The sequence below is a fragment of the Roseibium salinum genome (assembly GCF_026240905.1).
Lineage (GTDB): Bacteria > Pseudomonadota > Alphaproteobacteria > Rhizobiales > Stappiaceae > Roseibium > Roseibium salinum.
This window is the reverse complement of record NZ_JAPEVI010000003.1, coordinates 3,300,523-3,325,357: the sequence shown is the minus strand read 5'-3', so window position 1 is coordinate 3,325,357 and position 24,835 is coordinate 3,300,523. Positions and strand designations below refer to the sequence as shown.

Annotated in this window: 22 protein-coding genes; 5 read left to right on the top strand and 17 right to left on the bottom strand. The window is 61.7% G+C overall.

From position 1 onward, the window contains the following. Positions 1-183: 183 nt before the first annotated feature. From ON753_RS19900 to pobA, 7 genes are all read right to left on the bottom strand, one after another. The gene (locus ON753_RS19900; RefSeq protein ID WP_265964750.1) at positions 184-1,506 is read right to left on the bottom strand and encodes a lyase family protein; all 1,323 of its coding nucleotides are present in this window, start codon (positions 1,504-1,506) and stop codon (positions 184-186) included. A 91-nt stretch (positions 1,507-1,597) separates the two neighbouring features. Continuing rightward, on the bottom strand, positions 1,598-2,434 hold the full coding sequence (locus ON753_RS19895; protein WP_265964748.1) for a 3-oxoadipate:acetyl-CoA acetyltransferase: 837 nt from the start codon (positions 2,432-2,434) through the stop codon (positions 1,598-1,600). A 258-nt stretch (positions 2,435-2,692) separates the two neighbouring features. Next, positions 2,693-3,313, bottom strand: a complete 621-nt coding sequence (gene pcaG / locus ON753_RS19890; protein ID WP_265964746.1) for a protocatechuate 3,4-dioxygenase subunit alpha — start codon at positions 3,311-3,313, stop codon at positions 2,693-2,695. Positions 3,314-3,315: 2 nt separating this feature from the next. Next, complete coding sequence (gene pcaH / locus ON753_RS19885; RefSeq protein WP_265964744.1) at positions 3,316-4,041, bottom strand: protocatechuate 3,4-dioxygenase subunit beta; 726 nt, start codon at positions 4,039-4,041, stop codon at positions 3,316-3,318. A gap of 24 nt (positions 4,042-4,065) precedes the next feature. Further along, complete coding sequence (gene pcaC / locus ON753_RS19880) at positions 4,066-4,461, bottom strand: 4-carboxymuconolactone decarboxylase (protein ID WP_265964742.1); 396 nt, start codon at positions 4,459-4,461, stop codon at positions 4,066-4,068. Next, positions 4,445-5,245, bottom strand: a complete 801-nt coding sequence (pcaD, locus tag ON753_RS19875; protein ID WP_265964740.1) for a 3-oxoadipate enol-lactonase — start codon at positions 5,243-5,245, stop codon at positions 4,445-4,447. The genes pcaC and pcaD overlap by 17 nt, the downstream gene beginning before the upstream one ends. Beyond that, positions 5,245-6,414 carry a 4-hydroxybenzoate 3-monooxygenase gene (gene pobA, locus ON753_RS19870; RefSeq protein WP_265964739.1) on the bottom strand — a complete coding sequence of 390 codons (1,170 nt, stop codon included), beginning with the start codon at positions 6,412-6,414 and terminating at the stop codon, positions 5,245-5,247. The genes pcaD and pobA overlap by 1 nt, the downstream gene beginning before the upstream one ends. A 92-nt stretch (positions 6,415-6,506) precedes the next feature. On the opposite strand from pobA, the gene pcaQ reads away from it, so the two are divergent. After that, the gene (gene pcaQ / locus ON753_RS19865; RefSeq protein WP_265964737.1) at positions 6,507-7,424 is read left to right on the top strand and encodes a pca operon transcription factor PcaQ; all 918 of its coding nucleotides are present in this window, start codon (positions 6,507-6,509) and stop codon (positions 7,422-7,424) included. A gap of 462 nt (positions 7,425-7,886) precedes the next feature. On the opposite strand, the gene ON753_RS19860 is transcribed toward pcaQ, so the two are convergent. The 10 genes from ON753_RS19860 to ON753_RS19815 all read right to left on the bottom strand — a co-directional run bounded on the left by ON753_RS19860 (position 7,887) and on the right by ON753_RS19815 (position 19,315). Further along, positions 7,887-8,831, bottom strand: a complete 945-nt coding sequence (locus ON753_RS19860; RefSeq protein WP_265964735.1) for a GlxA family transcriptional regulator — start codon at positions 8,829-8,831, stop codon at positions 7,887-7,889. A gap of 133 nt (positions 8,832-8,964) precedes the next feature. Continuing rightward, positions 8,965-10,020, bottom strand: coding sequence for a sugar phosphate isomerase/epimerase family protein (locus tag ON753_RS19855; protein WP_265964733.1), 1,056 nt, complete (start codon positions 10,018-10,020; stop codon positions 8,965-8,967). Positions 10,021-10,068: 48 nt separating this feature from the next. After that, positions 10,069-11,673: a glycoside hydrolase family 43 protein gene (locus ON753_RS19850; protein ID WP_265964732.1), complete on the bottom strand. Its 1,605-nt coding sequence runs from the start codon at positions 11,671-11,673 to the stop codon at positions 10,069-10,071. A gap of 154 nt (positions 11,674-11,827) precedes the next feature. Continuing rightward, positions 11,828-12,919 (bottom strand): L-glyceraldehyde 3-phosphate reductase, encoded by a 1,092-nt coding sequence (gene mgrA, locus ON753_RS19845; RefSeq protein ID WP_265964731.1) that lies wholly within the window; start codon positions 12,917-12,919, stop codon positions 11,828-11,830. A gap of 12 nt (positions 12,920-12,931) precedes the next feature. Next, positions 12,932-14,053, bottom strand: coding sequence for a Gfo/Idh/MocA family protein (locus ON753_RS19840; RefSeq protein ID WP_265964730.1), 1,122 nt, complete (start codon positions 14,051-14,053; stop codon positions 12,932-12,934). 9 nt (positions 14,054-14,062) lie between these two features. Continuing rightward, entirely contained in the window at positions 14,063-14,809 is a 747-nt protein-coding gene (locus ON753_RS19835) for a sugar phosphate isomerase/epimerase family protein (protein WP_265964729.1), read from the bottom strand. 47 nt (positions 14,810-14,856) lie between these two features. Further along, complete coding sequence (locus ON753_RS19830) at positions 14,857-15,954, bottom strand: ABC transporter ATP-binding protein (protein WP_265964727.1); 1,098 nt, start codon at positions 15,952-15,954, stop codon at positions 14,857-14,859. Positions 15,955-15,965: 11 nt separating this feature from the next. Next, a complete protein-coding gene (locus tag ON753_RS19825; protein WP_265964726.1) occupies positions 15,966-16,949 on the bottom strand; it encodes a carbohydrate ABC transporter permease in 984 nt (327 codons plus the stop codon). Beyond that, positions 16,946-17,836 carry a carbohydrate ABC transporter permease gene (locus ON753_RS19820; protein WP_265964725.1) on the bottom strand — a complete coding sequence of 297 codons (891 nt, stop codon included), beginning with the start codon at positions 17,834-17,836 and terminating at the stop codon, positions 16,946-16,948. Before ON753_RS19820 ends, ON753_RS19825 begins: the two co-directional genes overlap by 4 nt. Before the next feature lie 246 nt (positions 17,837-18,082). Continuing rightward, positions 18,083-19,315 carry an ABC transporter substrate-binding protein gene (locus ON753_RS19815; RefSeq protein WP_265964723.1) on the bottom strand — a complete coding sequence of 411 codons (1,233 nt, stop codon included), beginning with the start codon at positions 19,313-19,315 and terminating at the stop codon, positions 18,083-18,085. Between the two features lie 186 nt (positions 19,316-19,501). Between ON753_RS19815 and ON753_RS19810 the strand changes: the two genes are divergently transcribed. The 4 genes from ON753_RS19810 to ON753_RS19795 all read left to right on the top strand — a co-directional run bounded on the left by ON753_RS19810 (position 19,502) and on the right by ON753_RS19795 (position 24,706). Further along, positions 19,502-19,957 (top strand): LacI family DNA-binding transcriptional regulator, encoded by a 456-nt coding sequence (locus tag ON753_RS19810; RefSeq protein WP_265964721.1) that lies wholly within the window; start codon positions 19,502-19,504, stop codon positions 19,955-19,957. Further along, the gene (locus ON753_RS19805) at positions 19,869-20,537 is read left to right on the top strand and encodes a substrate-binding domain-containing protein (RefSeq protein WP_265964719.1); all 669 of its coding nucleotides are present in this window, start codon (positions 19,869-19,871) and stop codon (positions 20,535-20,537) included. The genes ON753_RS19810 and ON753_RS19805 overlap by 89 nt, the downstream gene beginning before the upstream one ends. 459 nt (positions 20,538-20,996) lie before the next feature. Continuing rightward, positions 20,997-21,800 (top strand): PstS family phosphate ABC transporter substrate-binding protein, encoded by an 804-nt coding sequence (locus tag ON753_RS19800; protein WP_265964717.1) that lies wholly within the window; start codon positions 20,997-20,999, stop codon positions 21,798-21,800. A gap of 14 nt (positions 21,801-21,814) precedes the next feature. Beyond that, a complete protein-coding gene (locus tag ON753_RS19795; RefSeq protein WP_265964715.1) occupies positions 21,815-24,706 on the top strand; it encodes a bifunctional diguanylate cyclase/phosphodiesterase in 2,892 nt (963 codons plus the stop codon). Positions 24,707-24,835 lie beyond the last annotated feature (129 nt).

Below are 24,835 nucleotides of genomic sequence, written 5' to 3'. Positions count from 1 at the left end.
CTACGCTGGGCCGGGGTGACTCGGAGAGGAGGCTGGACGCAGCGAAGCGGAGATCCGGGATCGGAGCGCCGGGGTGCTTCCGATCAGCATTTGGAATTCCTGAGGGGTTGTGGCTCTCCGATCCCGGCTTGCGCTACGCGTGGCCGGGAGGATGACGGAGAGGGCAGTACCTTTTCGCACGCTCTAGCCCCGGTCCCGCCGCACGCGTTTGGCAAAGATGCGGGCCGACATTTCCTTCGCCGGAGCGATGACTTCCTTTGGGTCGAGGGCCTTCTGCCAGTCGAGTTCGACCGGGCTGATGCTTGCAAGGGCCTCCGCAAATGGCGCGTCATCCCTGGAAGCTTCCGCCACGAGCTCTTTCGCTTGCGCGCGCGAGACGCCGTTGCGGGCAAGCACGAAACTTGCAGTCTCCGCCATGATCTCCGGATTGGCCTCCAGCGTGGCGGCAAGCCTGTCCGGATCGGGTTTCAGGGTGTCCGCCAGTTCCTGTGCATGGCAGAGGGCCATGCCGGTAGCCAGGATGAGTTGCGGCAGGAACATCCACTCCAGCGGCCATTTCGAACCGTCCCGCTCTTCCGCCGGATCGGCGGCAGCCGTGAGCCCGGCGTGGGCGGCGATGGCGATCCGGTTGAGGACCAGAATGGTCTCCGCCTGAACCGGATTGGCCTTTTGCGGCATGGTCGACGACCCGCCACCGGAGCCGGCCGCAACCTCGGCGCTCTCGGTCCGTCCCATCAGCACGAGGTCGCCCGCCATCTTGGCCAGGCCCGAGCAGACCTGTTGCAGCCAGGCCGCGAGCGTCAGGACAGGTGTCCGGTTGACATGCCAGGAAGGGCCTGCTTCAAGCCCGAATTCCTCCGCCAGCGCGTCCGCTACAGCGGACCCGTTCGGTGCAATAGCGCTGTTGATGCCCGAGGCACCGCCGAACTGCACCTTGAGTGCGGATCTTTGCATGTCGGGCAGGGCATTTTCCGCATCGATCAGCGGATGCGCCCACTGGGCGATCCGGTAACCGAGCGTCACTGGCGTCGAGACCTGGCTGCGCGTGCGCCCGGCGAGCAAAAGGTCGCCATTGTGCTTGCTCTGCGCTTCGAGCGTGTCGATCACGACCGCGAGGCGCACCGCGAGGATGGCGAGGCAGGCCTTTGCCTGGAGCGCCTGCGCCGTGTCCATGACGTCATGGCTGGTCGCGCCCCAGTGCAGCCATTGGCCGGCCTCTTCTCCGGAGACCTTTCGCAATTCGGCGACCAGGGCGGGAACCGGCACCCCTGCCGATCTGGTTCCCGCGGTCAGCTTGCCAGGATCGATGGTCGCATCCTGAAGCTTCTCCAGGATCTGCTGCGCTGCCTCCTGCGGAATGATGCCGAGCTTGCCCTGCACCTTTGCAAGCGCGCGCTCAAAGGCGACCATATGGGCAATATCGCTGGCATCCCCGAGGAAGGCCATCAGCTCCTCGTCGGCAAAGAGGCCGGAATGGATCGTGCTGGAAAACAGGGAAACAGGCATGGCTCACACGCGGTTGGTCAAGCTGCGGTCCGGCAAAGTCTCCGGACGGCAGCAATTCAGGTTTTTATTGAGAGCTACCCAGGGCAGGCGGTCAACCCGCCTTCACCGGAATTTCCAGTATCTCGCGCGCCTGCTGCCAGGACGCGACGGGGCGCTCGTATTTGTCGCAAAGATCGACGGCCCGTTTCACGAGCGCCGCATTGGACGGGGCGAGCGTGTCGCGGTCCAGGCGGACATTGTCTTCAAGGCCCGTGCGCGTATGCCCGCCTGAGGCGATGCACCATTCGTTGATTGTCAGCTGGTGCTGGCCGATCCCGGCGGCGCACCATTCGGCATCCGGCGCAAGCCGCTGCACGGTCCTGATGTAATAATCGAAGACATCCCGGTCGGCCGGCATGGCGTTCTTGACGCCCATGACGAACTGAACATAGAGCTTGCCGGGAATGCGTCCGTCCCGGTTCATGGCTGCCGCCTGGTGAATGTGGCTGAGGTCGAAGGCCTCGACTTCGGGCTTCACGTGATAGCTGCGCATTTCGCTTGCCAGCCAGTCGACCAGGTCCGGCGGGTTCTCGTAGACCCGGGTCGGGAAGTTGTTCGAGCCGACGGAAAGCGAGGCCATGTCCGGCTGCAGGGAAAGCATGCCTCCTCGCGCCTTGCCCGCGCCGGACCGTCCGCCGGTGGAGAACTGGATGATCATGCCGGGACAATGTTTCTCGAGGCCTTCCTTCAGCCGGGCGAATTTCTCCGGATCGGAGGACGGCGTCTCGTCGTCATTGCGCACATGCGCGTGGACGATCGCGGCACCGGCTTCAAAGGCTTCCTGGGTGCTTTCCACCTGTTCGCCGATGGTTATCGGCACGGCCGGATTGTTGGCTTTTTTCGGCAGCGAGCCGGTGATCGCGACACAGATGATGCAGGGTTTCGTCATTGGTCGTACTTACCTTTGGAACAAATTCCCTTCAGGCTGGCTCACCTGAATGCGGAAAAGGAGATCGCTTTCAACAGGTTGTCTGGAAACACACCCTCGTCCTGAGGAGGACCGTGAGGTCCGTCTCGAAGGATGGGCTCCATCCTCCGAGCAAGCGGCCCATCCTTCGAGACGCCGCTTGCGCGGCTCCTCAGGATGAGGACGTACATGTATTCACCGCCGGAGTGTTTCTGGCGGATACCTGTTGCAACTTCCCATCTAGATATCGAAAAAGACCGTCTCGTCCTGCCCTTGCAGCTTGATGTCGAAGCGATAGACCGTCTGGCCGTCGCGTGTCTCCTTGCGGGCGATCAGCGTCTGGCGGCGCCGTTCCCACTCGATCAGGTTGAGCACCGGATCGGCGGCGTTGGCTTGATGCTCGTCTTCGAAATAGAGCCGCGTCTGCAGGCCGACATTGATGCCGCGGGCAACGATCCACAGGCTGATATGCGGGGCCGCCACCTTGCCGTCCGGTGTCTTCACCGGTCCGGGTTTGACCGTGTCGAAGCCCCAGTCGCCGGTCTCGAAATCGGTGATGACCCGGCCCCAGCCGCGAAACCCCTCTTCCACCTCGCCTTGATGTTCCGGATGCGCATAGATCCCGTCCGCATTCGCCTGCCAGGCCTCCAGCAGGACGTCCTTGATCGGCGAGTCCATCCCGTCGATCACCCGGCCCTCGACGCGGATGCGCTCGCCTCTGGCATTCGGGCCGGCAATGTCCCAGCCGAGCTCCTGGCGGTAGATCTCGAACCCGGCCGCCCCCGGCGCCAGGCCGATATGGACGTATGGGCCGGCGGTCTGTGACGGCGTTTCTTTCAGGTAGTTCAGTTGCTGGCGCATGATCAGTTGCCCTCCATGCGGTTCTCGAACAGGGTGGACCGGCGCCCGCGCAGCACGATGTCGAACTTGTAGGCGATGGTGTCGAGTGGGATGGTGGCGTTCATGTCCAGCCGTGCAATCAGCTGCTGGATGGCCTCCGGATCCGGGATCGTATTCACGATCGGACATTTCGGGATCAGCGGATCGCCCTCGAAATAGCACTGGGTGATCAGCCGCTGGGCGAAAGCGGTGCCGAAGATCGACATGTGGACATGGGCCGGCCGCCAGCTGTTCACCCAGTTGCGCCACGGATAGGCGCCGGGCTTCACCGTGCGGAAATAGTAGTAGCCGTTCTCGTCCGTCAGCGTGCGGCCGCAACCACCGAAATTCGGATCGATGGGAGCAAGATACGTGTCCTTCCTGTGCCGGTACCGGCCGCCCGCATTCGCCTGCCAGATCTCCACCAGCGTGTTCGGGATGGGCCGCGCATTCTCGTCCAGCACGCGGCCGTGCAGGATGATCCGCTCGCCGATCGCACTCTCGCCCGGTTTGGCATAGTTCTGGATGAGGTCCTTGTCGAGCGGATCGATGTCGTTGTGCCCGAAGACCGGTCCGGTGATTTCACTGACCGTCGTTTCAAGGCTGATCAGCGAATATTGCGTCGATCTGGCAACGCTGGTCTTGTAGTCCGGGGTCAACGCCGGCGGATGCCACTCGCGGTCCCGCTGATAAAAAGGCCCTGGTTTCATCTTGCATCCTCCCATCCGGTCCCGTTAACGGGCCGCCTGATGACTGTTTCGTTCCATCTCTGCATAGGTTTCCTTGGCGATCTTAAGCGCCTGGTTGGCCCGTGGCACCCCGGCATAGATGGCAACGTGCTGAAAGGCTTCGATCACGTCCTGTTTGCTGGCGCCGGTGCGCGCGGTGGCCCGCACATGCATGGCGATTTCCTCGAAATTGCCGAGCGCGGCCAGAAGGGCGAGGGTCAGCATGGAGCGTTCGCGCGGGCTGATGCCGTCGGAGGCCCAGACGGTTCCCCATGCGCCCTCGGTGATCAGGGTCTGAAACGGCTCATCCAGCGAGGTCTTGGCAGCTTCGGCCCGCGCGACATAGTCCTCGCCGAGCACGGCCTTGCGGACCGTCATGCCCTGTTCATATCGTTTCGACACGGAGGTCCTCCTTGAAAAACGTCTTCAGGTGGCCGGTAAACCGGTCCGGCTGTTCCACGCAGGGCAAATGCCCCGCGGCCTCGATTTCCACGTAGCGGCTGCCGGGAACGAGCGCTGTGGTGGCGCGCACCAGGTCCGGCGGGCTGGCAAGGTCCTCGGAGCCGCCGATGCCGAGAACGGGCAGGCGCAGGGCCGATGTCAAGGCGGTGAGGTCCGTGCCCGCAATCGCCTCGCAGCAGCCGATATAGCCCTCCGCCGGCGTGCGCGTCAGCATGTTGCGCCAGGCAATCGCTTCTCCGCTCTGCCGGAAGCCCGCCGAGAACCAGCGCTCCAGGATCGCATCGCCAAGGCTCTCGATGCCGCCGGTGCGGATGCGCGAAATCCGGTCCTGCCACATGGCGGCTTCACCCATTTTGGCGCCGGTGTTCGACAGCACCAGTCCCTTGACGAGCTGCGGCCGGCGGGCCGCCAGAAGCTGGCCGATCATCCCGCCGATGGAAAGGCCGACGAAGAGGCAGCTCGTGACACCGATCTGCTCCAGGAACTCCTCCGTGTCCCCGGCCAGATCCTCCAGGGAATAGGGCGAGGCCGGACAGGAGGAAAGGCCGTGGCCGCGCTTGTCGAAGCGGATCAGCCGCAGACCCCACGCGGGCAGCCGGTCGATCACCTTGTCCCAGAGCCGCAGATCGGTTCCGAGCGAATTTGCGAAGACGACCGGCACACCGTCCGGATCGCCGTCATCGCGCCAGTGCAGGTCGACACAGGAAAGCTTTGCGATCTTCATCAGTAGGGCAGCCCCACATAGTTCTGCGCAAACCACATTTGCGCCGTTTCGTGGTAACGCAGGGCCTCGATCTCCGCCCGCTGTATCTTCAGATCGAATTCCGACTGGTCCGGGAAACGATGCAGCATGTTGGTCGTCGCCCAGCTGAAGTGTTCGGCTTTCCAGATCCGGGCCAGCGCCTTTTCGGAATAGCGGTCGATGCCGTGGCTGTCCCTGTCTTCGTAGAACTGCATCAGGCCTTCATGAAGATAGTGCACGTCGGAGGCGGCGGTGTTGAGGCCCTTGGCGCCGGTCGGCGGGACGATATGGGCGGCATCCCCGCACAGGAACAGCCGGCCCCAGCGCATCGGTTCGCTGACGAAGGAGCGCAGCGGCGCGATCGATTTCTCGATGGACGGGCCGGTCACCAGCTTGTCGGCAATTTCCTCCGGCAGGCGGAGTTTCAGTTCCTTCCAGAACGCCTCGTCGCTCCATTCGTCGGCGTGGTCCGTGGCATGGCACTGAACATAGTAGCGCGACAGGTTCTCGTTGCGCATGGAGCACAGCGCAAAGCCCCTGCTGGAATTGGCATAAATCAGTTCGTCATGGACGGGAGGGGTTTCGGAAAGCACGCCCAGCCAGCCGAACGGGTACACCTTTTCGTAGTCCTTGCGCACCGTGTCCGGAATCGTCTTGCGGCTGACCCCGTGAAAGCCGTCGCAGCCGGCAACGAAGTCGCAGTCGATCCGCTGCGTTCTGCCCTCGGTGGTGAACGTCACATGGGGCGCGTCGCTGTCCGCGCCGCAGATCTCGACATTCTCGACTTCGAAAATCGTCTTGCCGCCGGTCGCCTCCCGGGCGTCGTAGAGGTCCCGGGTGACTTCGGTCTGGCCATAGACGATGACGTTTTCGCCGATCAACTTGCGGAAGTCGATGTCGAACATCTCGTTCTCGTAGGAGATGGAGGTGCCGTGATGGACGAAGCATTCCCTGTCCATGCGCTCGGCGACGCCCGCCTCACGCATCAGGTTGACAAACCCGGTTTCAAGAATGCCGGCACGGATGCGGCTGAGCACGTAGTCGCGCGTCTTCCTCTCCAGAACGACGGTGTCGATGCCTCTGCGGTAGAGAAGCTGCCCGAGCAGGAGGCCGGACGGTCCTCCGCCGACGATGACAACCTGTGTGCGCATGTTCTCCCCCTCTGTTGAACTCATATTGAATGTTCGAAAATAAGAAGTAAAATGAGAAATAGAGCCGCTTAGTTTCTGAAAAAGGAAAGTTAGTGATCGACCGGCGGATAAAGTTCCGGCACATCCAGTGCTTCATCGAAATCGCACAGGAGCGCAGCCTCAAGCTCGCTGCCGACAAGCTCAGCCTCACCCAGCCGGCCATTTCCAAGACGCTGAAGGAACTGGAAGAAATCATCGGCGCGACGCTGATGACACGCAACAGGGCCGGCATTGCCCTGACGAAACAGGGCAAGGTGTTCCTTCATTTCGCGCAGATTTCCCTGGCGAGCCTCCAGCAGGGGCTGGACGGTGTCGAAAAGGAAGGCGATGCCCGTGCGAGGCTGAAGGTCGGCGCCTTGCCGAGCGTTGCCGCCAGCTTCATGCCGTCTGTGGTGCGCGAGTTCTCGGAAATGGCGCCCAACGTGATGCTGCAGATCATGGACGGCCCGATCGGCTACCTGATCGAGCGGCTGAAGCTGGGCGAGCTCGATCTGGTGATCGGGCGCCTGGGGCACCCGGCGGCCATGGAGGGGGTCTCCTTCACCCAGCTTTATTCGGAGCGGGTCGACCTGGTGGTCCGGAAAGGACACCCGCTGGTGAAGACGCCTGATCTCAAGAAGATCGTCGACTGGCCGGTCATTTATCCTCCGGAGGGCTCCGCGATCCGGCCGCTGGTCGAGCGCTACATGATGGCCAACGGTGTCGGCGAGATCCCCAACAGGATCGAGACCGTCTCCGGCGCCTTCGGCCGCGTCTATACGCGCCGGTCCGACGCGGTCTGGATTATCTCCTCAGGCGTCGTGCAGAACGAGGTCGCCGACGGCCACCTGGTCCGGCTGCCGTTCGACAGCGACATCACCAAGGGCCCGGTCGGCCTGATGACCCGGCCGGACACGCCGCCGAGTGCGGAGGAACAGGTTTTTCGGCTGGCGGTGCAGGCGGTGATCGATGAACTCGGGCTGACGTCGTGATCACGTGACCAAAAGTCGATTGGCCGGAATGAACGGTCTCGGTTCTTTTGGAATATTCTGCGAGAACTAGTGGGTGCCCAATGAAGACTGGTACGCGTATTTTCCTAATATCGATTGCAACGGTTGCTGCCATGATGGTTTCTCTCGTGTTTTATGAGTTTTTCGTCAGTCCCATCGGCGGAATCTTTTGTTCAGAATTCACTGAAAAGGAAACTTCATTCCCCGCCGGAAGAGTGTGTGAAAGCTCGGGCTCTGGACGTGCCCGGTCATTTGAGTTCTCGGGCCGGGAGAGTATGTACTTGCTCAAGACGGGCGAACCTCTGTTTACGCAGTGCCTCTGGATTGAAACCAAGGACTATGACGTAACCTACAGCAAGGCACCCCGTGCCCTGGTGGACCAAAACACTGTATTTTACTCATGCTTCGATATTGATCGAATGAAAATATCCAGAAAGTAATGAACTACGGGCAGAGTTTCCGGTGCACCCTGGGCGGCTCACCGAATTCCAGGCGGTAGGCACGGGTCATGGCGCTTGTGTTGCGGTAGCCGCAGCGTTCGGCGATTTCGGCGATGCTGAGCCGGGTGAGTTCGACGAGCCTTCTGGCCTCGCGCAGGCGGATGGCCTTGTAGACCGCAAGCGGCGTCATCGCCGTTTCGCACTGAAAGCGATCCTCGAGGCTGCGCTGGTCGATGTTGAGGCGGCGGGCGAGCTCCGGGATCGACAGCGGATCTTCTATCGTCCGGCGCATCAGGGCGGCCGCGCTGCGCACCAGCGTGTCCGCACTCATGCGCTGATAGGGGTCATGCAGTCCCGGCCTCTCGCCATGCATGAAGAGCGCTCCGACTTCGAGCGCGAACATCGCGCTGTGCTGTCGCTTGATGAGTTCCAGCGTGAGCTCCATCGCCGTCGAGGCACCGCCGCAGGTGGCGAGATCCGCCTCCAGAACGAACCTGTCCTCGACCGCCTCTACATCGGGAAAGGTTTCGGCGAAGGACGTGAACTCGTCCCAGTGGATGGTTGCCTTGCGCCCGTCCAGCAGACCTGCGGCGGCCAGCAGCCACGCACCCATGTCGAGGCCCACAAGTGTCGAAAAGCGCTTGCCCGCCGCGCGCAGGGCCTGGTTCGTTATTGGAACCGCAAGATCCTTGAAACCGTAGCCGGGCATCACGAACAGAAGATCGCCCGCCGGTCTGACATCGGACCAGCAGTCGGTCGCGATCGTCAGGCCGCTGGAAGAGGTCACCGCGCCGCCGTCAAGACTGAAGATCCGCCACTGATAGAGCTGCCGCCCCGCAATCGTATTGGCGGCCCGGAACGGCTCGATCGCGTTGGCAAGGCAATGGTTGGAAAAGGCCCCGAACAGCATCACCGAAATTTTCTGCGGAGACTTGCTCGAAAGAGGCATGTTCAGCTACCAGATCGGCACGATATTTGCACTTTTCCTTGTCTCATGCTGCTTGTGATCACGCAAGCCAAGCGCATCCCGGCCCGCGCTGCGGCTGGTCGGGAAGCGAAAGCGGCGATCCTGGGAACTGCTCTCAGAGCCCCAGCATCTTGCGGATCTGTTCCTGATCCGTCTTGCCGCCGGCAAAATCGTCGAAGGCCTTGTCGGTGACTTCGATGATGTGGCTCTCGATGAACGGTGCGCCTTCGGCGGCGCCCTGTTCGGGCGATTTGAGGCAGCATTCCCATTCCAGCACGGCCCAGCTGTCATAACCGTATTGCGCCAGCTTCGAGAAGATGCCGGAAAAGTCGACCTGCCCGTCGCCGAGCGAGCGGAAGCGTCCGGCCCGGTTGACCCAGCTCTGGTAACCCGAATAGACGCCCTGGCGGCCGTCCGGATTGAACTCCGCATCCTTCACGTGGAAGGCGCAGATGCGCTCGTGATAGATGTCGATGAAGGCCAGGTAATCCATCTGCTGCAGCAGGAAATGCGAGGGATCGTAGTTGATCCGGCAGCGCCCGTGTCCGCCGAGAGCCTCAAGGAACATCTCGAAGGTCGCGCCGTCGAAGACATCCTCGCCGGGATGGATTTCGTAGCCGACATCGACGCCGTGCTCTTCATAGACGTCGAGGATCGGCTTCCAGCGTTTCGCCAGTTCCGAAAAGGCCTCGTCGATCAGGCCGGCCGGGCGCTGCGGCCAGGGATAGAGATAGGGGAAGGCAAGCGAGCCGGTGAAGCTGACCGAGGTGTTGAGGCCAAGGTTGCGGCTCGCCGCGGCCGCCTTCTTCATCTGGTCGACCGCCCATTCCTGCCGGGCCTTCGGGTTGCCGTGGACCTGCGCCGGCGCAAAACCGTCGAAGGCGAGGTCATAGGCGGGATGAACGGCAACGAGCTGGCCCTGAAGATGCGTGGACAGCTCGGTGATCTCCACGCCCGCGTCCGCGCAGATGCCCTTCACCTCATCGCAATAGGCCCGGCTCTCGGCCGCCTTGTCGAGATCGAACAGGCGGCTGTCGAAGGTGGGTATCTGGATGCCCTTGTAACCGAGGCCGGCCGCCCATTTGGCGATCGCGGGCAGCGAGTTGAACGGAGCTTCGTCTCCGGCAAACTGGGCCAGGAAAATCGCGGGCCCCTTGATCAGTCCAGCCATGAGTTTCTCCCTCAATGATATACGGGGCCGCGTGCGGCGTGTGCGCGCTCACGATCCCTCCGGTGCATATGAAAATCTGCTGAAATCCGCGGTCTTGCCGTGACCGGTAATATCGAAGGCGAGCATGCCGACAAAGGCGCCGGTGAAGGACCCGTGCTCGCCCCGCCCGCCTTCATCGGAAATCACGCCGGCATCGAGTTCCGGCCCGAAGGTCTGCCAGCCAGCGCCCTGCTGGCGCCAGAAAAACTGCTGCCGGAGCCCGTCGACGTCGACGGCCAGCTCGACCGGTCCTTCCGCGATCGCCACCGGCTCCGCAGGAAAGCTGAGCTTGCCGTCCGGCCAGTCTCCCGGACAGGACAGCAGCGTCAGGCAGCGGCCGGTCTGCTCGCTCCAGCTGACGGCCAGAAAGTGGAATTTGTGCCGGTTGTAATAGGTCGTCAGTCCCGCCGCCTGCTGATAGGTCTCCGGGTCGAAGGCGGAGAGCACGGTGTCGGCTCGGTAGGTCAGGTGTTCCTGGCGCCGGGCGACCAGCGACTGCTCGTACCAGCTTCCGACGCTTTCGCGGCCGATGAGGCGAAGCGCCGATCCCGTCAGCGTGAACAGCCGTTCCGGGAGGGGCGTGCGCAGCCATTGGAACTCTTGCGGAAGCGAAGCGCCGGTAAAGTCCCGCTCGATCCTTTGCGGCGGGCGGGCAGTTGCGGCTCCGAGACCCGGCACGTCGATCTGCGGCAGCGTTCCGCCATCTTCCAGATAGAGCCAGTCATCCTCGCGCCAGACGCATTTCTGGATCGCGGTCTCGCGCCCGAGCGGCGAGAACCGGCCCGGCAGCGGCCGCGAGCACAAATGCGTGTGGTAGACCCGGCCGTCCGGCGTCTCGACGATCTGGCCGTGACCCGCCCTTTGCAGGGCCCAGTCCGGATTGTCCTTGGCCGTAATCAGGTGGGTTTGCGGGTGAAGCTCGTAAGGCCCGTCGATCGACCGGGATCGGGCCATCGTGACCGCATGATTGTATCCCGTCCCGCCTTCGGCAACGGTAAGGTAGTACCAGCCGCCTCGCTTATGCAGGTGCGGGCCTTCGCTCAAACCGTGCGGGCTGCCGGAGAAGATCTTCTTCGGCTTGCCGATCAGCCCGTCACTCTCCGACCATTCCTGCAGCAGGATGCCGTCGAAGGCGGGATGGCGCGGATGACCGCCGACCGAGTTGGAAATGTGGTTCCACTGCAGGACCAGATACCATTTGCTGCCGTCGTCGTCGTGAAAGAGCGACGGATCGAAGCCGTGGGAGCTGACATGGACCGGATCGCTCCACGGCCCCTCGATCGAGGGCGCCGTCACGATGTAATTATGGGCGTCCTTGAAATTCCCATCCAGCCGTTTGACGTCCGTATAGACCAGCCAGAACCGCCCGTCCGCATAGCTGAGACAGGGAGCCCAGATGCCGCCGCTGTCCGGATTGCCGCGCATGTCGAGCTGGCTTGCGCGGTTGAGCGGACGGCAGGCCAGATCCCAGGTCACCAGGTCCTTCGACCGGTGGATCTGGACGCCCGGATACCATTCGAACGTGGACGTGGCGATGAAATATTCATCGCCCGCCCGGCAGATCGAGGGATCCGGGTTGAAGCCCGGCAGGATGGGATTAATACCAACCGTCATTGATCATGACTCATCTGATGGACCATATCGGTTTGCCGGCGAGGCGCGTCGCGCTTCTTGGCCGATGCCCCGCATCGCCCTGCGAAGCACTTCTCGCCGGACGGTGCGAAAACTCGGTCAGATGGGTCACAATCAATGACGGTTGATATAAGAATCATTTGCGCGGCGGTCCTTTCCGTTCCGCGGAAGCGGCCCACAGGTTGATGTCCGCCTCGACCGTCGTTGCCTCGATTTCCTTCAGCTCGGCCTCGGTGAAATCGAGATTTGAAATCGCGCCGACGCAGTCCTTCACCTGTTCCGGCCGGCTTGCGCCGATCAGCGCCGTGGTCACCCGGCCATGGCGCAGCACCCAGGCCAGCGCCATCTGGGCAAGGGTCTGGCCGCGCCGTTCCGCGATGGCGTTGAGCTCGCGGATCGTCGCCAGGTTCTCCTCGCTCAGGAACTGTTCGCGCAGGGACTTGCCCTGGGTCGCCCGGCTGCCTTCCGGAATGCTCGACAGGTACTTGCCCTGGGTCGCCCGGCTGCCTTCCGGAATGCTCGACAGGTACTTGTTCGTCAGCATGCCCTGGGCGAGCGGCGAAAAGGCGATGGAGCCGATGCCGAGGTCGTCCAGCGTATCCAGCAGCCCGTCATCCTCCACCCAGCGGTTGATCATGGAATAGCTGGGCTGATGGATCAGGCACGGCGTTCCGAGTTCCTTCAGGATCGCCGCGGCCTCCCGGGTCCGCTTCGAGTTGTACGAAGAGATGCCGACATAAAGCGCCCGGCCAGAGCGGACGATTTGGTCGAGCGCCATCATCGTTTCTTCCAGCGGCGTCTCCGGATCGAAGCGGTGGGAATAGAAGATGTCGACATAGTCGAGCCCCATCCGCTTCAGCGACTGGTCGCAGGAGGCGATCAGGTATTTGCGGCTTCCCCATTCGCCGTAGGGTCCGGGCCACATTTCATAGCCGGCCTTGGAGGAGATGATCATCTCGTCCCGGTAGGGTGCGAAATCGGTCCTGAGCAACTCGCCGAAGGCCTGCTCGGCCGCGCCGGGCCGCGGTCCGTAGTTGTTGGCGAGATCGAAATGGGTGATGCCGAGATCGAAGGCGGTGCGGGCGATGTCGCGCTTGCGGTTGTGCGGCGTGTCGTCGCCGAAATTGTGCCAGAGGCCGAGGGAGATCAGCGGCAGCTTGAGGCCCGATCTCCCGCACCTGCGGTATTGCATTGCGTCATAGCGCGTCTGCGCTGCAGTCCAGCTCATGGATGCTCCAGTTTAGGCCAGGAGGCCTTGTGCTGCCTGCGGATCCAGCGCTTCCGGCCGGTCGCAGGTGGTGTTGATGTCAATGAATCGACCGCTCTCGCCGGAAGCGAGAATCGACGTCATCACATCGACAACATGCAGAGAAAATTCCAAAGAACAACGGTGCGGCCGGTTTTCCAGGATAGCCTGCGCCATGTCCGCCAGGCCGGCCGTCCGGTAGTTCGCAAAGGTCCGGTCGTTCGTCTTCGAGAACGGATGGTTCCAGGCTTCGGAAATATTCACGAAGCTGCCTTTCTCGGTCATGCGCACTTCGCCGCCGAAGAAATTCGGGTCCGGAACATGAAGCGTGCCGTCCAGGCCGTAGAGCTCCATGTTGGAATGGCCGTGCTGCCACACGTCCCAGCTTGCGCAATAGGTGATCTGGGCGCCCGAATGGAATTGCATCACCGCATGGATCGTGGTCGGGGTCTCGACAGCGATCAGTTCGCCGAAACGCGGCTGCGAGGTGATGGTCCGCTCCTGCCGGCCGCTGGAACTCATGGCGGCGACCCGCTTCACCGGTCCGAGAAGCTGAACCAGATTGGAGACGTAATAGGGGCCGAGGTCGAGAACCGGACCGCCGCCGGCCTTGAAGAAGAAGTCCGGGTTCGGGTGCCACATCTCCATGCCGGGGCTCTGGACGAAGCAGGTGCCGGACGTGACCTTGCCGAAGGCGCCCTTGTCGATGAGGTGGCGGGCGAGCTGATGGGCGCCGCCCAGGAACGTATCCGGCGCCGATCCGATCCGGAGCCCCTTGGTCTCGGCGATCGCGGCAAGGGCTTGCCCTTCCGCGACGCTGAGCACGAACGGCTTTTCGGAATAAACGTGCTTTCCCGCTTCCAGGATAATCTTGGAGACTTCGAAATGCGCGGACGGAATGGTCAGGTTGACGATGATGTCGATGTCGTCGGCGGCCAGCAGGCCGTCGACCGTTTCCACACGCAGGTTGAATTCTTCTCCCCGGGCCTTGGCGGCCGCCTCGTTGATATCGGCGCAGGCACGCACTTCGATGCCGCGGAAAAGCGGCGCCAGGCGCATATAGGCAGCCGAGATATTACCGCATCCCAGGATGCCGATCCCAAGTGTCTTGCTCATGGTTGTTCCTTAATACGTACGGAATGCTTGGATGGAGCGGCTTGCAAAGCGTTCGAAATCGGAGGGTTTGTCGTGCTCCATCACGAAGAGGTCGACGCCCGCCTTGCGCAGGGCGCCCATGAGCCCTTTCCAGTCGAGCGTGCCATGGCCGACATCCGCCCAGCCGTCCTCGTCCACGCATTCTCCCGCAGACGCAATGTCCTTCACATGGGCCGTGGTGATGCGGTCGGCATGACGCTCGATCCAGGCCAGCGGATCCTGTCCGCCCCGTACGATCCAGGCGATATCGGCTTCCCATTCGATGGAAGGAGCGGCGGTGAGCAGGATGTCCATCGGCAGGCGGCCGTCGGCGCAGGGCTTGAATTCGAAGTCGTGGTTGTGCCAGCCGAAGCGCAAGCCCGCGCCGCGCATCTTCTCACCGACGGCCTCGAGCCGCTCGGCGACCGATTGCCAGCGGTCGGCATCGGGAGCGCGCTGATCCGGCGGCAGGGCCGGGCAGAACACCCGGTTCATGCCGAGCGTGCCGGCCGTGTCGATGACCTTGTTGATGTCGTCCTCGAACTGTTCCATGGGAAAAAAGTGTCCGGAGGGCATTGCCAGGCCGTTGGCGTCGAGGAGCTTGCGGAAGGCCGCCGGGTCCTCGTAGTTGCCGCCAAATCCTTCGACCTGGGTGTAGCCGAGTTTTGCAAGCCGCTCGAGAACGGTTTCCCACGGCGTGAATTCGCGCGCGGAATAGAGCTGAAAAGAAACATTCATCTTGATATGTCCTGATGTCTCGGAAAGGCAGGCCCAGGGTGCGGACCCTAGAGCCGGTTTTCCGTTACCTTGTCGAAAAGATTTGCGCGGGCCGCGTCGAATCCGACGGTGATCGGATCGCCGTACCGGACCGTTGCCAGGCCGTCCATGCGGATCCAGAGCAACTGGTCCTTGGCGCTGACGCGCACGAGTGTGTCGGAGCCGAGCGGCTCCACCAGATCGACCAGCCCCCGCAGCCGGATGGGGGCGGCTTCCGCCTCCGTGCCGGTGACCATGTGCTCCGGACGGATGCCGAAGGAGGCAGGACCCGAGGCTCCCCCGTCCTGGAACTCGTAGCCGTCGAGAGGGAACGCTTCGTCGGCAAAGATGAACCGTGGGGCACTGCCGCCGTCGACGGTGCCTTCGAAGAAGTTCATTGAGGGCGAGCCGATGAACCGGGCGACGTATTTGTTGGCCGGACGGTTGTAGATTTCGTTCGGCGAGGCAAGCTGGAGGATCTGACCGCCACGCATGATGGCGATCCGGTCGGCCAGGGTCATGGCCTCGATCTGGTCGTGGGTGACGTAGATCATCGTGTTGCTGAGCTTCTGGTGCAGCTGCTTGATCTCGACCCTCAGATCCGCGCGCAGTTTCGCGTCCAGGTTCGACAGCGGTTCGTCGAACAGGAACACATTTGCATCGCGCACCAGGGCGCGTCCGATGGCGGCCCGCTGGCGCTGACCGCCGGAAAGGGCGGCCGGCTTGCGGTCCAGAAGCGGCTCTATCTGCAGGACCTTGGCCGCCCGGCTGACGCGTTCCTCGATTTCCGCCTTTGGCACGCCGGCATTCTTCAGGCCGAAGCTGAGATTTCCCTTCACCGTCATCTGCGGGTAGAGCGCGTAGCTCTGGAAGACCATTCCGATGCCGCGTTTGGACGGTTCTTCCCAGGTGACATTGCGCCCGCCGATGAAGATCTGGCCGCCGGTGACGTCCAGAAGCCCGGCAATGCAATTGAGCAGCGTCGACTTTCCGCAGCCGGACGAGCCGAGCAGCACGAGAAATTCTCCTTGTCCGACTTCCAGGTTCAGGTCTTTGAGAACGTCCAGGAGGCCGAAGCTCAGAGAAAGGTTTCTGATGGCGATACTGGTTTCCGTACTTGCATCCATGGGACTTGTCTTCAGCCTTTCACTGCGCCTGCGGCGATGCCGCGGACAAAGAGTTTACCGGAGAGGAAGTAGATGGTGAGAGGAACGAGGCCCGTCAGGATGGTCGCCGCCATGTTGACGTTGTATTCCTTCACCCCTTGCGTGGAGTTGACGATGTTGTTGAGCTGCACCGTCATCGGATAGAGATCCGGCTTGGTGTAGATCACGCCGAACAGGAAGTCGTTCCAGATGCCGGTCACCTGCAGGATCATCGCCACCACGAAGATCGGCAGGCTCATGGGCACCATGATCCGGAAATAGATCGACCAGAATCCGGCACCGTCCACGCGCGCCGCCTTGAAGAGCTCCTGCGGAACGGAGGCGAAGTAGTTCCGGAAGAGCAGCGTCAGGATCGGCATGCCGAAGATCGTGTGCACGATCACCAGTCCCGTCAGGCTGCCGTAAAGGCCGACCTCCCTGAGCATGATGACGATCGGGTAGATCATCACCTGATAGGGAATGAAGGCGCCGACGATCAGGATCGTGAAGAAGGTTTCGGCACCCTTGAACCGCCAGTTGGCGAGGGCATAGCCGTTCACCGATGCGATCGCGATGGACAGGATCACGGACGGAATGAGGATCTGGACCGAATTGAAGAAGCCGCGGGAAAGGCCGTCGCAGTTGAGACCCGTGCAGGCCTCCGACCATGCCTTCACCCAGGGCTGGAACGTGACTTCGATTGGCGGGGAAAAGATGTTGCCGATACGGATTTCCGGCATGCCCTTGAGCGAGGTCACGATCATCACGTAGAGCGGCAGCATGTAGTAGAGCGAGACCACGATCAGCGTGCCGTAGACGATGATGTTGCGGCGGGAGAGGATCGGTCGCGGCTTGCGGCCCGACGGGCCGTCCGTGTCCCGCTCGACGGTGGCTGCCCCCGCCAGTCCCGCGATATCTGCGGGCACGGAGCCTTCGTACTTCACGGCATGATCGGGAAGATGAGGCGATGTGGTCATTTCCGCTTGCCTCCGAATTCCAGGTAGGCCCATGGCACGACGATGATGACGACCGTCAGCAGCATCATGGTGGATGCCGCAAACCCCTGTCCGAGGTTCTGCGACAGGAACATTGAGTCATAGACGTATTTCGCCGGGACCTCCGAGGAGATGCCGGGTCCGCCGCCCGTCTGCGCGACGATCAGGTCGTAGACCTTGATGATGCCCGAGGCGATCAGAACGATCGCGGTGATGAAAATGCCGCGCATCATCGGAATGACGATGAAGACATAGGTCTTCCACATCGGAATGCCGTCGATCTTCGCCGCTTTCCAGATGTCTTCGTCGATGCCGCGCAGGCCCGCCAGCATCAGGCACATGATCAGTCCGGTCTCGTGCCAGAGCCCGGCGATCAGCACTCCGTAGATGACAATGTCGGAATTGTAGAGCGGGTCGAAGGTGAAACTCTCCCATCCGAGGCTGCGCACCACGTGCTGCACGCCGAAGTCCGGATTGAGGATCCACTGCCAGGCAAGCCCGGTAACGATGAAGCTCAGCGCAAAGGGATAGAGCAGCATCGTGCGGAACGTGTCTTCGAAGCGGATTTTCTGGTCGAGAAGCGCGGCCAGAAGAAAACCGATGACCAGCGCGAATATCAGCGACAAGATGCCGTAAATCGCCAGGTTCTCGATCGAAATCAGCCATTTGCTGCTGGTCCAGAGCCGTTCATACTGGAACAGGCCGACAAATTCTTCCCGGGGCAGAAGCTTGGAATTGGTGAAGGAGTAGAGGACCGTCCAGGCGGTTCCGCCGACAAAAACCACCAGAGTGGTGGCAATCATCGGAATTGCCGCCACCTTGGCACTCATGTTGCGGTGCCATCTTGCGGGGCCAGTTGCTGCGGCCATGCCTTGTATTTCCCTGTCGATGCGCGGTGTTCGGTAACCTCCAGCCCCGCGCACACCATGTGCGCGCGGGGCTGGAGGACGCCACCCGGGATCAACCCGCCCCCAGGCTGACGCCTGACTAGGGAAAAGCTGATCGCTGCCGGAGTGCCGGAACATCTGTCTGCTCCGGCCCACTGCACCCGTCACGCCGGGTGGCGGTTCCCTGTGCCGGACTTGGCCGATCTGTGGCCGGGTCCGGCGTGCCTGTCAGTCAGCGCTACCGACGATGGCGGCGAACTGTTCCTGGGCGTCTTCAGCAGACATGGACGGGCTGTTGAAGAACTCGACGAAGAGGTCGTTCACCTGGACCAGGCTGTCGGCGGACATGAGCTGGTCCGGTGCCTGGATGATGTTGCCCTTGTCAAGGATAGCCAGACCCTTGCGCATGCAGTCATTGGCAGCCTCCAGGTCCACGTCGCCGCGAACCGGGAGCGAGCCCTTCTTCAGGTTGAACGCCACCTGGGCTTCCGGAGACATCATCACCTTGGCAAGTTCGCCCTGCGCTTCGGTGATTGCCGGGTCGTCCACTTTCGGGAAGTAGAAGGCGTCGCCGCCGGTCTGTATCACCTCGTTCACGCCGAGGCCCGGCAGGCAGGTGTAGTCTTCGCCGGCCACCTGATTGGCGACCTGGAATTCACCCTGCGCCCAGTCACCCATGATCTGGCCGGCGGCCTTGCCGGTGATGACCATGTTGGTGGCATCGTTCCAGTTCTGAACGTTGGAGTCCTTGGCCATGTCGCGTGCCGTTGCCGCTGCCTGGAAGACCTTCGCCATTTCCGGGCCGGCTGCAAGCTCGGCATCCTTGTCGCCGAAAATCTTCGTGTAGGTTTCAGGTCCGGCAAGGGCGACCAGAAGGACCTGGAACGCCAGGGTGGTCTGCCAGGGCTGCTGGCCCATCGCCAGCGGAGTGATGCCGGCTTCTTCCAGCTTGGGCGCCGCGGCCACGAATTCGTCCCAGTTGCTCGGGATTTCCAGACCGTTGTCCTCGAACACCGAATTGTTCAGCCACAGCCACTGCTGGGAATGGATATTGACCGGCACGCAATAGATCTTGCCGTCCAGCGTGCAGCTGTCGAGCAGGCTGGTCGGGCGGATGACCTCGCGCCAGTTTTCAGCCTCGGCAATATCGCTCAGGTCGCGCATCAGGCCCGCCTCTACCAGTTCTTCCGCCTGGCGGCCGTGGTTGAACTGGGTGGCGCCCATCGGGTCGCCGCCGGTAATGCGGCTGATCATGACCGGCCGCGCGGTGCCGCCCGAGCCTGCGATCGCGCCGTCGACCCACTTGTTGCCGGTTGCATCGAATGCCTTGGCGAATTCGGCCACCGCGGCCGCTTCCCCGCCGGAGGTCCACCAGTGGGTGACTTCCAGGTCGGTCGCGTTTGCAGCGGTCGCAGCGCAAATTGCAGTGGTTGCTGCAAAGGCAGCACATAATGCTTTCATAATATCCTCCCACCGAACGGGTTGGTTCGATTGACCTTTAGATGCGGCCTCCACCGCACTTTTTAAATCGATTACATTTTGTTGTTTCTTTCGATGTAATCGATTACATTCATAATTCTCGGGAATGGGGCTCATGTCAACCGGGAAATTCAATCACTGAGAAAACAAAAAATACCGGAGACGTTCTTGGTCCAGAAAAATGCAAGAATTCAGGATGTTGCGCGGGAGGCGGGGGTCTCGACGGCAACGGTCAGCCGCGCGCTCAGCAATCCTGAACTTCTGACCGAAGCGACCCGCGAGAGCGTTTTTGCCGCCATTCGCTCAACCGGCTACCGGGTCAACCGCGCCGCGCGGAACCTCAGGACACGGCAGGCGGGCGCGGTGCTGGTTCTCGTGCCCAATCTGGGCAACCCGTTCTTCTCGCAGATCCTGGCCGGCATCAGCGAGGTCATCGGCGAGCGCGACTATGCGGTGCTGATCGCCGATACGACAGATCACGCAAGTGCGGGAAAACGTCTGGTCGACTATTTCCGGGATCTCGCAGATCGACGGCATGATCTGCCTGGACGGCTCGCTGTCGAGCGACCAGATGCAGCAGTTCGACGACAACGGCGTCTCCGGAAAGATTGTCTTTGCCTGTGAATGGGTGCATGGCTCGGACCTGCCCTCGGTGCGCAGCGACAATGTGTGCGGCGCGCAGCTTGTCGTGCAGCATCTCTACGGGCTCGGTCACCGGAAAATCGCCCATGTCACCGGCCCGCAGGACAACGTCCTCACCCATGCCAGACGGGAAGGCATGCTGGCGGAGCGCGAGCGCCTTGGCCTTCCGCTCCGGGACGAATGGATCATCCGGGGCGACTTTTCCCTGAAATCCGGCCATGACGCTGCGGAGCGAATCCTGGCCATGGAAGACAGGCCGACTGCGGTCTTCTGCGCCTCGGACCAGGTTGCCTTCGGTCTCATATCCACCCTGACCGCAAACGGGCTCGATGTGCCGCAAGATATGTCGGTGATCGGTTTCGACGACATCGAGCTTTCCGAGCATTACGTGCCCGCGCTGACCACCATCCGTCAGGACAGGCGCGCGCTCGGGACAAAGGCGGCCGCCTTGCTGCTGGAGCGAATCGATCCCGCCAGTGAAATGCGGGACGCTCCGGTGGCTCCCGTCATGGTCGATGTCGAACTGGTCGTCCGCCGAAGTGCCGCGCCTCTACGGATCTGAGTTTATCGTTGGCGCCTGCGAAAGCTTTGTGCCCCGGGTGCCACTGAAGGTTGCGATTTCGGCGCCGCACTTTGACGGCCCGCGCTGGAACAGGCCGGCAAGGCAAATTTGGTGACAAAAGAAACAAGACGCTAATCGGCGAGTCTGCAGCCTTTCCTAGGTGCGATGTAACCGAATGGGCACGAACTCTCGTGGAAGTAAGGTTCACTACGTACTGGGAGAGAAAAAATTTAAAGTCTATTCGGGGCAAATCGATTGCATGGCCGCGTCAAGAATTAGAAACTACTGGTTGTGGGAATATATTTCCTGGTTCACGCACCAAAAAAGTTGGAGGGCATAGAAATTATATTTCGAATACTGACGCTTGTTACATGTTTATTGTAATTTATCCTTTAATATTAGCGTTTGATTAACTTGAATGTGTCACCCTGCAACAGGGTAGAGAGATTGGTGGTAGACATGCGGGTTTTAGCCTTCGGCTTTGCGGCGTTATTCAGCGCCATGTTTTTGCAGGTTCCTCAGGTTCTGGCGGAACCGGAGCTCAAGGTCGTGGGGACCGGCGACGGTCTCGATATGCTTCAGGAGATCGGCGCGGGATTCGCCGCCGGGCATCCGGACATCAAATTGTCCATTCCCCCCAGCATCGGTTCCGGGGGCGGCATTGCCGCAGTCAGTTCCGGAGCTGAGCGGCTTGGCCGGGTCGCGCGTCCCTTGACGGACAGTGAGATTGAGTTCGGTCTCGTCTATCTTCCGATCGCGAAAATTCCGAGCGCCATCTTCACCCATCCTTCAGCCGGAATCGAGGGCTTGACGAGCGAGGAACTCGTGAAGGTCTATTCCGGCGAAATCACCAACTGGTCGGAACTGGGCGGCAACGATGTGCGCGTGCGCCTCGTCCGCCGCGAAGACGCCGACAGCACGCTGCAGGTGCTGCGTGCGTCCATGCCCGGCTGGAAAGACCTGGAGTTCTTCCCCCGGTCAAAAACGGCTCTGACCACTCAGGAGGCCATCTCGACCGCACGGGAAGTTGAGGGGGCGGTTGCTTTCGGACCCTATTCGAAGGAGCTGGAAGATGGTCTCGCCATATTGAGAATCGACGGACACCATCCGACCGATGGAGCCTATCCGAGCGCCGTGACCCTGGCACTGATCTACAAGGACGGCACCATGGACGGCGAAATGCAAGCCTTCATCGATTACGCCGTGTCGGATCCTGCCCGTGAGCTGATCCGGAACTTCGGCGGCGTCCCGGCTCCCAACTAGCCACATGGCCTGACATGACACGTCACTCGTCCATTCTCTGGCATTACACGTATGGCGCTGTCTTTACAGCGCTATGCGCGTTGGGCGGATTGATCGGACTGGTGGCGTATCAGCTCGAGAGCAGCATGGAGCGCCAGGAAGCGGAACTTCTGAAGCTTTCCCGGTCCCGCTTGCTCGAGACGCTCGACGCGGATGTGAAGCTTGCAGGGGCCCGGCTGGAGTTCCTGGTTCAGGACAGGGCACTGCGTGTGAGCGCAATTGCCGAGCGCCTGGACACCGCCAATGCGATCGATTCGCGGAACGTCGTGGCCATGTCCGAATTGCTGGGCTCGGCGGCAGAGCTGGCGGATGTCGACAGCATCGTCGTCCTGGATGATACCGGCCGGGTGATTGGCGCATCGTCCTACGAGGCCGACCTGGTCACGCTCGGCGCCAGCATCCCGGAAACTGGTTTCTACGACGAGATTGCCGGATCGCTGAGGGAAAGCATTCCCGGCAGGAAGCAAACCTATTCGGCAATACTGCCGCGTTCGGAGACCGGAATCTTCGTTCCCGGCGAGGCCGTCAACACGGTTTCCCAGGTCATTTTCGTGCCGGTCTTTGACGACTTCGGATATGTGACCGGCGGCCTGCTGGCGCAGCGGTGGTTGCGTGAGCAAGAACCGATGCTGCGGGATCTGACGGGCATCAACTCGTTCGAGCTGGCTCTCCTCCATGACGACAGGGTGATTTCCAGGGCGAATTTCGACGGCCGCATGGCCGATCTGGAAAGCTCGTACTCCACGCCCAGCATCACCGCCAACGGAGAAAGGCTGATCAGGTGCAGCGTGCCCGTTGCGCCGCTGGCGGTTTGCGCCATGCTGCCGATCGAAGCCCTGACGGAGACCCAGAACGAACTGATCAGGATCGGTACGGAAGAGGAAGCGAAACTGCTCCATCGGCTGTTTCTTTTCGGCCTCCTGGCGCTTGCCGCATTCGCAACTGTGGCCTTCCTTCTCGCCCGCCAGGTCACGCTTCCACTGACGAAGATTACGCGTGTGCTGTCGGGCATCGCTGCCGGCGATTTCGAAAATCAGGTCGTCGGAACCGAGCGGCCGGACGAAGTCGGCGACATTGCCCGATCCGTCGTCTCCCTGCAGCGGTCCGTCAAGGAGCGCGATGCCCTGCGCGACCGGGTCCACGAGAAGAACACCATCCTGAAATCGCAGGAAGCCCAGCTGCGCGAGCAGAACATCCTCTTCGACGCGGCTCTCAACAACATGTCCCACGGCCTTTGCATGTTCGACGCGGACGGCCGGCTGATCGTCTCCAACAGGCGGTACAAGGAGCTCTTCGAACTGGAGCCGGAGGCGGTGAGGGCAGGAATGACCGCCGCGGAGCTTCGTGCACTCAAGAAGGTCGAGGAACTTGATCTTGAAACGGCGAGGTTCGGCGACAAACGGAACGCGAATTCCCATGCCGCGTCATCCGGGCAAAGCACCGAAATGGTCAAGCTGCACTCCGGCCGGATCGTGCTGACCACGCGCCAGCCGCTGGCCGACGGCGGCTGGGTGGCGATCTCCGAAGACATTACGGAACGCCAGGAAGCCCGGGACCGGCTGGCGTTCCTTGCCCGCCACGACATTCTGACCCAATTGCCGAACAGAATTGAGTTCCGCGACCAGATGGAGATACTGCTCAAGCGGCAGCAGATCGAAGGCGGTCCGTTCGCAATTCTTTGCCTCGATCTCGACGAGTTCAAGACCGTCAACGACTCCCTCGGCCACCCGATCGGCGATGAACTGCTGCGCCAGGTGGCGGACCGGTTGCGCGACCTGGCGGGCGACGGGGAGCTTGTCGTGCGTCTGGGCGGCGATGAATTCGCCATCCTGACCGGCCTTCCGTCCCATCTGCATGACGTCGATGAACTGGCGCAGTCGATCATCTGGGAGCTCTCGCAGCCATTCCAGATCGCCGATCATGAGATCGTCATCGGCGTGAGCATCGGCATTTCGGTCGCCAAGGGGGACGGTATCGTCGGCGACGAGTTGTTCAAACAGGCCGACCTTGCGCTCTACAAGGCAAAGGAAGACGGACGCAACACGCATCGGTTCTTCGAAACCGACATGGGAATTGCGGTGAACGACCGCCGTGAACTCATCTCCGATCTCAGAAATGCTGTCGCCAATGGCGAGATGGAGCTGTATTTCCAGCCGCAATACAGCCTGGACAACTATGCGATATCCGGCTTCGAAGCGCTGGTCCGCTGGAACCATCCGACGCGCGGACTGGTGTCTCCGGGAGATTTCATTCCCCTTGCCGAGGATACTGGCTTGATCACGCAGCTCGGCCAATGGGTGCTGACCGAGGCCTGCCGGATCGCGGCCGGCTGGCCGCGGCATCTGCGAATGGCGGTGAACCTCTCACCCCGGCAGCTGCGCGGACATGCCTTCGGCCCGGTGCTCATCGAGGCACTTGCGAAGTCCGGTCTGCGGGCGGACCGCCTGGAACTGGAGGTCACCGAAAGCGTGCTTCTGACCGATTCCGACGAGGTCCTGGACGCCCTGCACCAGGCCAAGTCGCTCGGCGTCAAAGTGTCGATGGATGATTTCGGAACGGGCTATTCCTCGCTGAGCTATCTCCGTCGCTTCCCGTTTGACAAGATCAAGATCGACCAGTCCTTCGTCCGGTCGATGGCCTATTCGGACGATTCGATTTCTATCGTGAAAGCCGTCATCGAGCTGGCGAAAAACCTCGACATGACGACAACGGCCGAGGGTGTCGAAACCCGCCAGCTGCTGGATATGCTTAAGGACATCGGCTGCAACGAGGCGCAAGGCTATTTCCTGGGACGGCCGATGCCTGTCGCCCAGGCCGAAGAACTGATCTTTGCCTGCGAACAGTCGCTGTCGACCGTTGCTCAATAAAAGCCGGGTCCGGGGGCCTTGAGGTCCTTGAGCATCAGGCCTCGCCGTCGCGGCAAAAGGCTCTCCTTCTGAACTGCCTCATCCCGGCAAAAACCCGATACACGCAAGTGTTTGTGGAACAGGGCCGTC

Bases quoted from the DNA above. Each gene is read 5' to 3' on its own strand.
- ON753_RS19900 (WP_265964750.1), bottom strand. From the start codon at position 1,506: ATGCCTGTTTCCCTGTTTTCCAGCACGATCCATTCCGGCCTCTTTGCC.
- ON753_RS19895 (WP_265964748.1), bottom strand. From the start codon at position 2,434: ATGACGAAACCCTGCATCATCTGTGTCGCGATCACCGGCTCGCTGCCG.
- pcaG (WP_265964746.1), bottom strand. From the start codon at position 3,313: ATGCGCCAGCAACTGAACTACCTGAAAGAAACGCCGTCACAGACCGCC.
- pcaH (WP_265964744.1), bottom strand. From the start codon at position 4,041: ATGAAACCAGGGCCTTTTTATCAGCGGGACCGCGAGTGGCATCCGCCG.
- pcaD (WP_265964740.1), bottom strand. From the start codon at position 5,245: ATGAAGATCGCAAAGCTTTCCTGTGTCGACCTGCACTGGCGCGATGAC.
- pobA (WP_265964739.1), bottom strand. From the start codon at position 6,414: ATGCGCACACAGGTTGTCATCGTCGGCGGAGGACCGTCCGGCCTCCTG.
- ON753_RS19860 (WP_265964735.1), bottom strand. From the start codon at position 8,831: ATGCCTCTTTCGAGCAAGTCTCCGCAGAAAATTTCGGTGATGCTGTTC.
- ON753_RS19855 (WP_265964733.1), bottom strand. From the start codon at position 10,020: ATGGCTGGACTGATCAAGGGGCCCGCGATTTTCCTGGCCCAGTTTGCC.
- ON753_RS19850 (WP_265964732.1), bottom strand. From the start codon at position 11,673: ATGACGGTTGGTATTAATCCCATCCTGCCGGGCTTCAACCCGGATCCC.
- mgrA (WP_265964731.1), bottom strand. From the start codon at position 12,919: ATGAGCTGGACTGCAGCGCAGACGCGCTATGACGCAATGCAATACCGC.
- ON753_RS19840 (WP_265964730.1), bottom strand. From the start codon at position 14,053: ATGAGCAAGACACTTGGGATCGGCATCCTGGGATGCGGTAATATCTCG.
- ON753_RS19835 (WP_265964729.1), bottom strand. From the start codon at position 14,809: ATGAATGTTTCTTTTCAGCTCTATTCCGCGCGCGAATTCACGCCGTGG.
- ON753_RS19830 (WP_265964727.1), bottom strand. From the start codon at position 15,954: ATGGATGCAAGTACGGAAACCAGTATCGCCATCAGAAACCTTTCTCTG.
- ON753_RS19825 (WP_265964726.1), bottom strand. From the start codon at position 16,949: ATGACCACATCGCCTCATCTTCCCGATCATGCCGTGAAGTACGAAGGC.
- ON753_RS19820 (WP_265964725.1), bottom strand. From the start codon at position 17,836: ATGGCCGCAGCAACTGGCCCCGCAAGATGGCACCGCAACATGAGTGCC.
- ON753_RS19815 (WP_265964723.1), bottom strand. From the start codon at position 19,315: ATGAAAGCATTATGTGCTGCCTTTGCAGCAACCACTGCAATTTGCGCT.
- ON753_RS19805 (WP_265964719.1), top strand. From the start codon at position 19,869: ATGATCTGCCTGGACGGCTCGCTGTCGAGCGACCAGATGCAGCAGTTC.
- ON753_RS19800 (WP_265964717.1), top strand. From the start codon at position 20,997: ATGCGGGTTTTAGCCTTCGGCTTTGCGGCGTTATTCAGCGCCATGTTT.
- ON753_RS19795 (WP_265964715.1), top strand. From the start codon at position 21,815: ATGACACGTCACTCGTCCATTCTCTGGCATTACACGTATGGCGCTGTC.